At 41.0% G+C, this 12471-nt stretch carries 10 protein-coding genes; 8 read left to right on the top strand and 2 right to left on the bottom strand.

Annotation, left to right across the window (positions count from 1 at the left end; translation table 11 throughout):
* Positions 1 to 46 precede the first annotated feature (46 nt).
* Positions 47 to 1012, top strand: coding sequence for an SUMF1/EgtB/PvdO family nonheme iron enzyme (locus F3059_RS03750; RefSeq protein ID WP_151166647.1), 966 nt, complete (start codon positions 47 to 49; stop codon positions 1010 to 1012).
* On the opposite strand, the gene F3059_RS03745 is transcribed toward F3059_RS03750, so the two are convergent.
* Positions 1009 to 2196: a GAF domain-containing protein gene (locus tag F3059_RS03745; RefSeq protein WP_151166645.1), complete on the bottom strand. Its 1188-nt coding sequence runs from the start codon at positions 2194 to 2196 to the stop codon at positions 1009 to 1011. The genes F3059_RS03750 and F3059_RS03745 overlap by 4 nt on opposite strands.
* Positions 2197 to 2472: 276 nt before the next feature.
* Between F3059_RS03745 and F3059_RS03740 the strand changes: the two genes are divergently transcribed.
* The 7 genes from F3059_RS03740 to F3059_RS03710 all read left to right on the top strand — a co-directional run bounded on the left by F3059_RS03740 (position 2473) and on the right by F3059_RS03710 (position 10817).
* On the top strand, positions 2473 to 2907 hold the full coding sequence (locus F3059_RS03740; RefSeq protein ID WP_151166644.1) for a LexA family protein: 435 nt from the start codon (positions 2473 to 2475) through the stop codon (positions 2905 to 2907).
* A complete protein-coding gene (locus F3059_RS03735) occupies positions 2908 to 4173 on the top strand; it encodes a Y-family DNA polymerase (RefSeq protein ID WP_151166642.1) in 1266 nt (421 codons plus the stop codon).
* A 140-nt stretch (positions 4174 to 4313) separates the two neighbouring features.
* A complete protein-coding gene (locus F3059_RS03730; protein WP_151166640.1) occupies positions 4314 to 4778 on the top strand; it encodes a MarR family winged helix-turn-helix transcriptional regulator in 465 nt (154 codons plus the stop codon).
* A 43-nt stretch (positions 4779 to 4821) separates the two neighbouring features.
* The gene (locus F3059_RS03725; protein WP_151166638.1) at positions 4822 to 7203 is read left to right on the top strand and encodes a 3-hydroxyacyl-CoA dehydrogenase/enoyl-CoA hydratase family protein; all 2382 of its coding nucleotides are present in this window, start codon (positions 4822 to 4824) and stop codon (positions 7201 to 7203) included.
* 11 nt (positions 7204 to 7214) lie between these two features.
* On the top strand, positions 7215 to 8396 hold the full coding sequence (locus F3059_RS03720) for a thiolase family protein (protein WP_223274541.1): 1182 nt from the start codon (positions 7215 to 7217) through the stop codon (positions 8394 to 8396).
* Between the two features lie 19 nt (positions 8397 to 8415).
* Entirely contained in the window at positions 8416 to 10209 is a 1794-nt protein-coding gene (locus tag F3059_RS03715) for an acyl-CoA dehydrogenase family protein (protein WP_151166635.1), read from the top strand.
* A gap of 110 nt (positions 10210 to 10319) precedes the next feature.
* Positions 10320 to 10817: a porin family protein gene (locus F3059_RS03710; RefSeq protein WP_151166633.1), complete on the top strand. Its 498-nt coding sequence runs from the start codon at positions 10320 to 10322 to the stop codon at positions 10815 to 10817.
* 35 nt (positions 10818 to 10852) lie between these two features.
* Here F3059_RS03710 and F3059_RS03705 read toward each other — a convergent pair whose 3' ends face one another.
* On the bottom strand, positions 10853 to 12454 hold the full coding sequence (locus F3059_RS03705; protein ID WP_151166631.1) for a T9SS type A sorting domain-containing protein: 1602 nt from the start codon (positions 12452 to 12454) through the stop codon (positions 10853 to 10855).
* Positions 12455 to 12471: the final 17 nt, after the last annotated feature.

The following is a 12471-nucleotide window of genomic DNA, read 5'->3' as shown; positions in this document are numbered from 1 at the left end:
CTGTAAGTTTGAGGTAAATTATATATTCGCTATAAAATCATGACAAATGAAATCCTACAATAGCTTCTTAATTATTTTTCTTTCCCTAATTGTCTCATCCTGCTCGTTCATCGTTTTATTCAATGACTTTGTCAATAACTCCGATGCTAATGAAGGCGTTTATTCTTACTTAAATGTAGATAAGAAACTCCACGAACAGGCAGTAGAATACATCACAGCCCAATTAGATACAAACCCTCCCGACAGTATCTTTATTCTCGCAGCTGAACACGAAGTATCAAATGCACAATACAACCGGTTTTTAAAATCTTTGAGAGATAATAACTACACCGATATTTATCAGAAATGTAAGAGAAAACGCTCTAACTGGATAGAGAATAAAAGATTTGAGCTACTCGATGAAAGAGTTGTAAATAATTACCATAAAAACTATGCCCACTCTAAAGAATATGAAAATCATCCGGTTGTAAATATTTCTAGAGAAGCCATGGACTACTATGTAGAGTGGTTAAACGCAATTAGTACCAGCGATAAAGATGAAATCATACACTATAAAATACCGAGTAAAGAAGAATGGCTAGAAGCTTATCGTAAAAACAAAAAACATGACTCTGCTTTTTATCCGTGGGAAACAGATTTTTACCTTGACAACAACAATTACAAATTAGCAAGCTTCGCCACGTTAGACTTGCGTCAACTAAGACAAGAGCCTAATCAAAATGAGTTGAGACTTTCAAAGAATAAAGACTCCGCTTATACCGCTGTTTTTGAAGGGCCTAAACCTGTAGACTCCTACATTGAAAATGACTATTTCCTCAACAACATGGCAGGTAATGTTGCTGAAATTGTTTTGGAGTCCTGTCACGAGAAAAATGATTCAATTTGTGTTACACATGGCGGCTCATGGCATAGTTTCCCTGATAAATTAAAAAAGTACTCGACAGAAACCTACAGCTTGCCATCTAGGTTTGTAGGCTTACGCGTATTTGTTTACAAATGCTATTATCTCTAATTTTCAGACTTCCGAACGACTTCGTTAATAACACGATCCAATTCACCGGCTGATTTACTGATTTCACTGAGTAGTTTTTCCTGATCGACTTCTACTTCCTTGTTTTGCAACAGACCAACCAGTCCCATTATTCGGGCTAATGGAGGCCTTACCACATGAGATTGAAGCCAGGCAACTTCATTCAGCCGATTGAGAATGCTTTCGTGAGTCTCCATTTCTGAAGTAGCGATATTTCCTTTTAATTCAAGCTGGTCGTTCTTTTCTCCTCTTTCAACCTGGTCATTTTTTATTAAATCGAACCTTTTTACTTTGATAAACCCGATCAACAATCTCGATATTGATTTTAAAAACCGAACTTCATCAAGTGTCCACCTGCGCTTCTTTTCACAATCAGCAATACCCAGGAAACCGTTCAGTTGACTGTTTCTGAAAATCGGATAAATCAAAAATGAATAGACTTCATAAGCTGTCAACAACTCGCGAATTATTGTAGAGTTGATCGCATCTGTATCAGCTTTAAAAGGGTTTCCACTGAGGAGTTTTTGATAAAAAGGAGTATCTATATCGATTGGAATAACGGATATATCATCCTGAACTTCCCTCTTACTCCACATTTCATGCTTTAAGGCTGATAAACTACCTTCTTCATTCAGCTCGATATCATAATAGTAAACACTTTGTACTTCAAGTGTTTGGCCAATTCTTTTAAATAATCGTTGAAGCTGAGGCTCCCATTGATTTGATCTACTCAAGTTCCTTATCGCACAACCTAATACATCAACAAAAGCGCGGTTTTTTTCCAATAACTCATCCTGTAAAAGCTGTTCACTTACATCTGTCAACTGTAATAGAGCAATCGATGAATCAGCTGAAAGTTTTTTCCACTTTTCAAGTACCGAAACCTTTTTTCCATCAGCGTTTTGGTGATGAGCAAATGTCACATCGGTTGATGACAAATTCCAACCCGATGTATCTCTGGAAAAGCGAAAATCATCAATAGACTTCCCTTTAATATCATTTTCCCTGAAGCCGTAGAAGTCTAATGCTTCTCTATTGAGCGAAATAATACTCCGATTATTTAAATCGATCAATAGTGCCGGAAAAGCAATAAAGTTCAATAATTCCTGTCTTTTTAAACCAGTAGTAAACGCAGTATCACTTTTAGAAGATGATTTAGAAGTCATGGCAGTAGTTATATCATCATTTATCACAAGTTCATAAGTAAATAGAAATCAAAACCTTACCTCCTCAATCAGAAACTGATTTAAAAATCGCGAATAAACCAAAATAAAGTCACATTACTTTTGAAAAAATATAATATTCTATAATGATCTTCTTTAGTGAAATTTTAGTTTGCAAGAAAAGCATCACTCTCTGTACACTAGGAGAAAAACTGAGTAATGTTTAATTCAAAAAACTTTACAATTAGTCAGGCGTTTAACTTTGCACAAGTAATCATTATGAATAATAAAAACAATCTTACTTTTTACAGGATAAACAGGTCAACAAAAACCAGTATCCCGTTTTTTGAGATTGGTGTAAAAGCAGGCTTCCCTTCTCCGGCAGAAGAATACGAGGAAAGACCAATAGATCTCAACAAAGAATTAATCAAAAACCCTCCTTCAACATTTTTTTGCCGGGTTGATGGAGTCTCCATGCAAGACTTTGGTATTGACGATGGTGATTTGCTCGTTGTTGACAGGAGCATGGAACCACATAATGGAAAAATAGCAGTTTGCTATATTGATGGGGAATTTACACTCAAAAAAATCAAGATTGACAGGAACCATTGCTGGTTGCTTCCAGGGAATAAAAATTATACTCCCATCAAGGTAACAGAAGAAAATGAGTTCCTCATTTGGGGAATTGTTATACATTCCATAAAATCATTTTAAATGTATGCACTTGTAGATTGTAACAACTTTTACGCCTCTTGTGAGTCCGCCTTTAAACCTGATATAAAAGGTAAACCCATCGTAGTTCTATCAAACAACGATGGTTGTGTCATTGCACGCAATACAGAGGCTAAAGCTCTGGGCGTTCCTATGGGTGCTCCGTGTTTTAAATATGAACGGTTTTTCAAGCAACACAATATTCATGTATTCTCATCAAACTATCCGCTCTATGGGGATATGAGTAAACGCGTGATGAGTATTTTATCAGATTCTACACCCGATATTGAGATTTACAGCATTGATGAAGCTTTTCTCTATTACGGTCAGAACCTGACCTTCCAGCCTGCTGTCGATGGTGAAAACTTGCGAAAAAAGGTTCTGAAAAGTACAGGAATACCTGTGAGTATAGGCTTCGCCCCTACCAAATCATTAGCAAAGCTCGCCAATCGCATAGCAAAAAAGTACCAGCAATACACTGAGGGAGTTTATGTGATGGATACTCCTGAAAAAATTGAAAAAGCGCTAAAATGGGCAAACATTAAAGATATCTGGGGAATTGGAAGACGAAATACTAAAAACCTAATTAAAATTGGAGTTGAAAATGCCTGGCAATTCACCCAATTATCTGATCAGTTTGTAAAACGGGAACTTTCAATTGTAGGCCTCAGACTAAAATACGACTTGAGCGGAAAACCCACCCTGGGTCTGGAAGCTCTACAACCCAAAAAGAACATTGCCACTACCCGTTCATTTGATCGCGATTACAATGATTTCTCTCACCTCAAAGAACACGTATCCAGCTTTGCAGTGGCCTGCGCCAAAAAGCTTCGCAAGCAGCGGTCAAACTGTAATGCCGTAACCGTTTTCCTGCGAACCAATCCGCACAAAATAGAGCAACCGCAGTACTACAACAGCATCACCGTTGAGCTCCCCTACGCGTCAAACTCTGACCTGGTTATCGCCAAATACGCACTCATCGCGCTGGAAAAAATATACTACGACCGCTACCACTACAAAAAAGCCGGAGTCATCATTTCTGACTTCACGCCAGAATCACAGGAGCAAACCAATCTCTTTGAACAAAAAGATCCGCGACACAAAAAACTGATGAGCACCATCGACAAACTCAATGATAAAATTGGGGAAGATAAAATCAGGCTTGGATCTCAGTACCTCGGCAAAGAAAAGAGATGGAAAACACGCCAGGGAAGGCTTTCAAAAAAGTACACGACCAATATCAATGAGATTATTCGGGTAAAGGTGTAAGTCTGCTCTTACTCCTCTTCTTCATCTAATTCAAATTGAAATCGGCTGAGAGCCACATATTGTAGTCAATTCAGATAAGAGAAAATAATTTTCTTGTATTTTGTTATGCGTGCATACCTTTTTTATTAAATTTGAAAACGATGAAACCGGAAGAAACAATAGATTTCCCAATTAGGTGGGCCTGGCACAAGATATCACGTCTTTATAATATAGAGGCGCAAAAGCACGGATTCACCATGTCGATTGGATATGTGCTGCTGAACATCGATCGTGATAAAGGAACACCATCCACGAAATTGGGTCCGCTCATGGGAATGGAGTCGAGAAGCCTTACACGCACGCTAAAAAGCATGGAAGATCTCGGTTTTATCGAGCGCAAACCTGATGAGTTCGACAAACGAAAAGTTCGAATCTTTCTCACCGATTTAGGAGAGAAAAAAAGAAAGATAAGCCGAGACACCGTTTTGAGGTTTAATGATGCAGTTCACTCGGCTCTGACCGATAAAGAACTCAACCAAATGCTATCAACTATGAATAAAATTAATCACCTGCTCGATAATGAGGATATTTTCCAATTAGAAACAGAAACACTTAAAGCGCATTGATTCGTCAATTGCGCTTTTTTTATCAAAAAAATAAAATTCAATTATGAGAAGAAACATCAATAAGGTAGCTGTCCTGGGATCGGGAGTGATGGGCTCCAGGATCGCCTGTCACTTTGCCAACGCAGGATGTGAAGTTGTGCTACTCGACATTGTGCCCAAAGAGGCAAAAGATAGTGACGACAAAAATGCGCGCAACAAGCTCGTGAATGACGCGCTCAAAACGGCATTAAAATCGAACCCCTCTCCTATTTATGATCAAAAGCTCGCCAAGAATATCGTGACGGGAAACATGGAAGACAACATGGATCTCATCAGCGATTGCGACTGGATCATTGAGGCGGTGATCGAACGACTCGACATCAAAAAAGAGGTTTTCACTAATGTTGAGAAGCACCGCAAGCAGGGAACCATCATTTCCTCAAATACTTCGGGAATTCCTATAAATATGATGCTCGAAGACAGAAGCGATGATTTCAAAAAACACTTTTTGGGAACTCACTTTTTCAATCCGCCAAGATATCTACAACTCCTGGAACTCATTCCCACGAAGGAAACCGATCAGGAACTCGTGGATTTCTTGCTCGATTACGGAAGAAAATTCCTCGGCAAAACGACTGTTCTCTGTAAAGATACACCCGCTTTTATCGCGAACAGAATTGGTGTTTTCTCCATCATGTCGCTCTTCCACACGGTGAAAGACATGGATTTCACTGTTGAGGAAGTGGATAAATTGACTGGTCCGGTTTTAGGCAGACCTAAATCGGCTACGTTCAGAACCGCAGATGTGGTAGGCCTCGACACGCTGGTCCTCGTAGCGAACGGATTGAAGGATAACACGCCCAATGACGAAGCCAATCACCTGTTCAAGTTGCCCGATTACATTCAAAAGATGGTCGACAACGAATGGTTGGGCTCCAAAACGAAACAGGGCTTTTATAAAAAGGTAAAAGATGATGACGGTAACAGTCAGATCCTGGCCCTCGATCTCAACACGCTCGAATACAATCCAAAGAAAAAGGTGAAATTCGACACGTTAGAGCAAACGAAACAAATCGACAGCCTCAGGGAGCGCATGCCGGTTTTATTCAAAGGAAAAGACAAAGCCGGAGAATTTTACCGAACGACTTTCACTTCGCTCTTCCAATACGCAACGAATCGCATTCCGGAGATCTCTGATGAACTCTACAGAATTGACGATGCCCTAAGAGCCGGATTCGGCTGGAAGCAAGGTCCGTTCGAGGCCTGGGATGCAATTGGCTTTGACACGGTTCTGAACGAAATGGAAAAAGCCGACAAAAAGCCTGCAGACTGGCTTTATAAAATGAAGGATGCCGGTCACAAAGCGTTTTACAAAATTGAAAACGGGCTCAAGCTCTATTACGATATCAACTCGGGAGATTACAAAGAAATCCCCGGTCAAAAAGACACGATCAACCTCAATACAATCCGCGAGGGAAATACGCTGTGGAGCAATTCAGGTGCAACGATTGTCGATTTAGGTGACGGAATTATCAACCTGGAGTTCCACACCAAAATGAACACGATTGGCCAGGAAATTATTCAGGGTATCAACAAAGCGATCGACATGGCTGAAGAGAGCTACAAAGGTCTGGTGATATCCAATACCGGAGATAATTTCTCTGCCGGAGCTAATGTGGGGATGATCTTCATGTTTGCGGTTGAACAGGAATACGATGAACTGGAGTTCGCGATAAAATCGTTCCAAAACACCATGATGCGCGTTCGCTACAGTAATATTCCGGTTGTGGTTGCTCCACACGGAATGACACTCGGTGGCGGATGTGAACTATCCATGCACGCTGATAAAGTAATCGCTCACGCTGAAACGTACATCGGGTTGGTTGAGTTTGGTGTTGGCCTTGTACCGGGCGGTGGCGGAACAAAAGAATTTACGCTGCGCCTCAATGACGATCTCAACGAAGGGGACATTCGTGTCAATCAATTGCGCAACCGATTCCTCACAATCGGGCAGGCGAAAGTCGCGAAAAGTGCTCACGAAGGGTTTGACCTCGGCTATTTGCGTCACGGACAGGATGAAGTGATCATCAGTCGTGATCATCAACTCGCTTACGCTAAACAAAGCGCTCTCAACCTCTTTGAAAAAGGGTATTCCAAACCAGTTATGCGCAAGGATATCAAGGTTCTTGGAAAAGAAGGTTTGGGAATTGTGTATTCAGGAGCCGACAGTATGAAATCTGGTCATTACATCAGCGAACACGATCAACTTATCTCTGAAAAACTAGGTATGGTGATGTGTGGCGGTGACTTGTCAGAACCGACTGAAGTCGATGAAGAATACTTGCTCAAGATGGAGCGCAGAGCTTTCTTAGAGTTGTGTATGCAGAAGAAGACGCTCGAACGAATTCAGAGTCTCCTGAAAACCGGAAAAATATTAAGAAACTAAAAAGACATTCAATTATGGACGCATATATAGTAGCAGCAAAAAGATCGGCCGTTGGGAAAGCACCGAGAGGTAGTTTCCGCTTCCTCCGCCCCGATGATTTGGCCGTACAGGTTATAGAAGGCATGCTCAAAGAAGTGCCTAACTTAGAAAAAGAACGCATTGATGATTTCATCGTGGGAAATGCAACACCTGAAGCTGAGCAGGGATTGAACATCGGTAGGATGATCTCATTGATGAGTCTCCAAACCGATAAAGTTCCTGGAATGACGATCAATCGTTATTGTGCATCGGGACTGGAGACAATCGCTGTGGCAGCATCAAAAATTCATGCCGGTATAGCAGATTGCATTGTAGCCGGGGGTGTTGAAACGATGTCTCCTATTCCGTTTGGCGGATGGCGAATTGTGCCTAACTCAAAAGTGGCAAAAGAAAATCCAACCTGGTACTGGGGAATGGGACTTACAGCTGAGGCTGTAGCCAGGGATTACAAAGTGAGCCGTGAAGATCAGGATCAATTTGCACTACAGTCTCACCAACGAGCGGCCAATGCCATTGAGAACGGATATTTCAAAAACGGCATCGTTCCGATTGATGTTGAAGAGACTTACCTTGATGAAAACGGCAAAAAGCAGAGCCGCAACTACACTGTCGATACTGATGAAGGTGTTCGTAAAGATACTTCCGTTGAAAAGCTGGGTAAGCTCAGACCCGTATTCGACCAAAAGGGTTCGGTCACAGCCGGTAATGCTTCTCAAACGAGTGACGGAGCAGCTTTTACGCTCGTTATGAGTGAAAAGATGGTGAAAGAATTAGGTGTAGAACCAATCGCTCGACTCCACTCCTACGCTGCAGTTGGAGTTGACCCGAGAATAATGGGAATCGGACCGGTAGATGCTGTACCCGCAGCATTGAAAAAGGCGGGTCTGACCAAAAATGACATCGACCTCATTGAACTCAACGAAGCGTTTGCATCTCAATCGTTAGCCGTTATTCGCGAGCTGGACTTAGACCCTGAACTCGTGAATGTAAATGGTGGAGCAATTGCCCTGGGTCACCCGCTGGGTTGTACAGGAGCAAAACTCTCTGTTCAAATGATCGATGAGTTGCGCAGGCGCGACAAAAAATACGGTGTTGTAACCATGTGCGTGGGTAGCGGACAGGGAGCAGCCGGAGTTTACGAATTATTGAAATAACCAACTAAAACAAAGAATTATGAGTGATAATAATAAATCGGCACTGATGGGAGGTGAATTCCTCATCCGTGAATCAGATGCTAAAGACGTCTTCATCCCTGAAGAATTTGATGAAGAACAATTGATGATCGCACAAACCTGTAAGGACTTTGTGGATAAAGAGGTTACCCCAAACCTCGATCGTATTGATGCACTTGAGGAAGGTTTGATGCCTTCAATTTTAGATAAAGCAGGCGAATTGGGAATGCTGGGAATTTCAGTTCCCGAACAATACGGAGGATTTGGGAAAAACTTTGTGACTTCTATGCTTTCATCAGAAGCCACAGGTGCAGGTCACTCATTCTCTGTATCGTATTCTGCTCACACCGGAATTGGTACGTTACCTATCCTCTATTACGGAACTGAGGAGCAGAAAGAAAAATACCTTCCAAAACTAGCATCAGGAGAATGGAAAGGTGCTTACTGCCTAACAGAGCCGGGATCAGGATCTGACGCGAACAGCGCAAAAACAAAAGCCGAACTCACTGATGATGGCAAGCACTACGTGATCAACGGACAAAAGATGTGGATCACAAATGGCGGATTTGCCGATGTGTTTACGGTATTTGCTCGTATTGGTGACGATGAAAACCTAAGTGCTTTTATCATTCCGGCTGATGTGGATGGCGTTTCGCTAAACCCTGAAGAAAAGAAGATGGGAATTAAAGGTTCCAGTACTCGCCAGGTGTTTTTCAATGATGTGAAGATTCCAAAAGACAATCTACTCGGTAAGCAAAATGAAGGATTTAAGATTGCACTCAACATTTTGAATATCGGTAGAATCAAGTTGGCTGCAGCTGTTCTTGGTGGTTGTAAAGGAACTATTTCACAAGCTACAAACTACGCTAATGAGCGCAATCAGTTTGGCAGACCAATTTCAAAATACGGAGCGATTAAAGACAAAATCGCTAAAATGGCGATTAAGACTTACGCATCTGAATCAGCCACCTACCGTGCTTCACAAAACATTGAAGATAGAATCAAATATCTTCATGAAAAAGAAGGAATGGATAAAGCCAAAGCCGATTTAAAAGGTATTGAACAATACGCTGCTGAGTGTGCTATGATGAAGGTACACGGATCTGAAACGCTCGACTTTGTTGTTGATGAAGGTGTTCAGATTTACGGTGGTATGGGATACTCTGCTGAGTCTCCTGTGGAGCGTTCTTACCGTGATGCCCGAATCAACAGAATATTCGAAGGAACCAATGAGATCAACAGAATGCTCACGGTTGACATGATGCTCAAAAAAGGCATGAAAGGCGAATTAGATTTGATGGGGCCGGCTAAGAAAGTTGGTGAAGAACTCATGTCTATTCCAGATTTCGACCACGATGACAGCGGACTCTTCGGTTCTGAAAAGCGCTACATCAAGAACTTCAAGAAAGCGGTATTGATGGTAGCCGGTTCAGCGGCTCAAAAGTTCATGATGGAGCTCGCCAAAGAACAGGAAATACTACTGAATATCGCAGATATGCTAATTGAAGCGTATGTGGCCGAATCAGTTTTATTGAGAGTTGAAAAACTGGCCGGAATGAAAGGCGAGGAAGAAACAAAACTTCAACAAAACATGGTCAGAGCCTATATCTACGATGCAGCCGAAAAAATCGGTAAGTGCGGTAGAGAAGCGTTGATGAGCTATGCTGAAGGAGACGAACTCCGCATGCAAATGATGGGGATCAAGCGATTTACGAAAATCGAACCATTCAACATCAAGCAAACGAGAAGAGAAATCGCTGAAGCGATAATTAAAGAGAACAAGTATATTTTCTAGTTCTCAATACACATATAGTAATGTAGAAAAAGACCGTATTATTGCGGTCTTTTTTGGTATTGGAGATGATTTTAGCTACATTTTAATTGCACTCAATAAAAGCTTAAACAATGAAAAGATTAACATTATTTTTATTCGTAGTATGTTCAAGTATTAGTTACGCCCAAAACTCATTTGATAAAGGCTCCAGCTTTGTTGATTTAGGAGTTGGCATTAGTACATGGGGTATTCCAGTTTATGGAGGATTTGAAACTGCTGTGGCAAACAATTTTACACTTGGAGGTAGATTGTCATGGCGCAGTTGGAATGAGGACATTAGAGGTAATGGATTCAACCACAATATTTTTGGTATTGTTTCAAGAGGTAATTATCACGTAAACGAGGTATTAGAACTCCCTTCCAACTTTGACATTTATGCCGGACTAAATCTCGGTCTTTATATTTACGACTCACCATCAAGCTACCCCGGTGACAGTTCCTCAGGATTGGGATTGGGGGCTCAAGTAGGTGGTCGCTATTACTTTGATGAGTCCTGGGCTGTCAATCTGGAGATTGGCGGTGGTAATGCAGCATCAGGTGGTAGCTTTGGTGTCACGAAAAACTTCTAAGAAGACTTTAATATATGGAGGGAAATTTCCCTCCTTTATTTTTTTGTCAATGTGAAGGTTTTCAAATACTGGCCAACTACAACTGTAATGTAATAGACTCCACTCGTATCAGGAGTTTTTAATTCTATTTTATTCTGTCCTGACTTAACTCCTATCTTTAATTGATCAATAAGCCTTCCTGATTGATCATAAATCATTACATCAGCTCTTTCTTTATTCACTTCAGAGCCAAACGAAAGCGTAAAATATTCTCCTGAAACAGGATTTGGATAAACATTACCTCCATCAAAGAGTTGTTTCTTGTTTATTAACTTTCCCGTAGAGAGCTCATCGACCAGATAAACTTCATAAACAACTTGTGTAGCCCAACTTTCAGAGCCGGTATTAATAAAGAATATATTCTTTTCACTGCTCTCTATACCTCCCACTACATAGCCAATGAGGACTGAATCCTGTGAGAGGTCTAACTCGCTTAAATCAATTATTCCGTGCTCGTAAAAAGGGATGTTATTAGCTGGTATGAATTCAGATCCCGATCCTAACAGACCGGGCATTTCTGCAACTTTTTGCTCATTCATAGAACCATCATCAAGTCTTCTTACCCTGGCAATGGTATTCACAAATGGAACATCAGTATCTTCGATCAAACTATCATTTACATCGAGATAAAACTGACTGATTCCACCAAAGAACAAGTTATCCATCACCTTACTATCAGGATCATACAAAGCTGCTGTAGCACAGTGATAGTGATTCAAATATTGAGTAAAGTTGTTATTTACCTGATGTCCGTTTCGTTTAACATCAACAGAGTTCAAAAATGGTAAATCCTGAGTTGGCTGAAATACGCCACTAAACATTGTAAAGCCGTATGAATCATCAGGAAATATTTGAGGAAGCATATTGTAATCTCTCCTGTGCAGATTGACAGGATCGACAAAATCAGACAACCTGTTGATTACCAAATTACCACTTGAGTTTTCATCCACAGTAAACCGCATTATTTTTTCATGATACTGTTGAGTAAAACTTGGGCCTCCCATAGGATTGTACCTACCTGTGAACTCTTGTCCACCGGCAAGGTAAAAAGTGTCCCCTATCATTTCCAGCTGACCTCCTGTATTAGCCATATCTGCATGCTGTATCGATTTGAAAGAAGCCGCGATTGACGCATTATTTTTAATAGCCGGAATCAACGTACTCATATCAATTCTCGTGAGTCGGTCGTGTGTGATGTGATCTCCTGCTGTGTTACTGTATCCGTATCCTCCAACATAATACAGGTATTTTCCATCCTGATGAAAGTTTGGATTGGTTGTTTTGAATTGTTCCTGTATCGCAGTTGGAAGTCCTGTTATAGACTTTTGAAATACTTCCTCAGTAGCGGGATCAACGACATAAATAAATGCGTTGTTATTTCCTGCATCAAAAGAAGCCCAGGGCTGCCTGCGATGAAGTCCATCTAACCGACCTCCTACTAAAACCCAATTTCCATCGTACTTTCCAAAAGCAAAAGATTGGAGTCCGGGCATGTTTTCAAACTCAACCGGTTTAACAGCTACTCCATAATTAGGAGATTGTGAAAAAATGAATAAAGTTGAAAATAGTGTTAGTATTAGCGCAATAGATTTTTTCATTTTAGTGTATTTTGTCC

The sequence above is a fragment of the Salibacter halophilus genome, from assembly GCF_008806325.1.
Lineage (GTDB): Bacteria > Bacteroidota > Bacteroidia > Flavobacteriales_G > Salibacteraceae > Salibacter > Salibacter halophilus.
Note: the sequence above shows the minus strand (reverse complement) of the source record. Positions and strands in the feature narration are given on the sequence as shown.

What these genes read in the sequence shown, in the direction of transcription:
- F3059_RS03710 (WP_151166633.1), top strand. Translation starts at nt 10,320, where the DNA reads ATGAAAAGATTAACATTATTTTTATTCGTAGTATGTTCAAGTATTAGT.
- F3059_RS03725 (WP_151166638.1), top strand. Translation starts at nt 4,822, where the DNA reads ATGAGAAGAAACATCAATAAGGTAGCTGTCCTGGGATCGGGAGTGATG.
- F3059_RS03715 (WP_151166635.1), top strand. Translation starts at nt 8,416, where the DNA reads ATGAGTGATAATAATAAATCGGCACTGATGGGAGGTGAATTCCTCATC.
- F3059_RS03705 (WP_151166631.1), bottom strand. Translation starts at nt 12,454, where the DNA reads ATGAAAAAATCTATTGCGCTAATACTAACACTATTTTCAACTTTATTC.
- F3059_RS03740 (WP_151166644.1), top strand. Translation starts at nt 2,473, where the DNA reads ATGAATAATAAAAACAATCTTACTTTTTACAGGATAAACAGGTCAACA.
- F3059_RS03745 (WP_151166645.1), bottom strand. Translation starts at nt 2,196, where the DNA reads ATGACTTCTAAATCATCTTCTAAAAGTGATACTGCGTTTACTACTGGT.
- F3059_RS03730 (WP_151166640.1), top strand. Translation starts at nt 4,314, where the DNA reads ATGAAACCGGAAGAAACAATAGATTTCCCAATTAGGTGGGCCTGGCAC.
- F3059_RS03735 (WP_151166642.1), top strand. Translation starts at nt 2,908, where the DNA reads ATGTATGCACTTGTAGATTGTAACAACTTTTACGCCTCTTGTGAGTCC.
- F3059_RS03750 (WP_151166647.1), top strand. Translation starts at nt 47, where the DNA reads ATGAAATCCTACAATAGCTTCTTAATTATTTTTCTTTCCCTAATTGTC.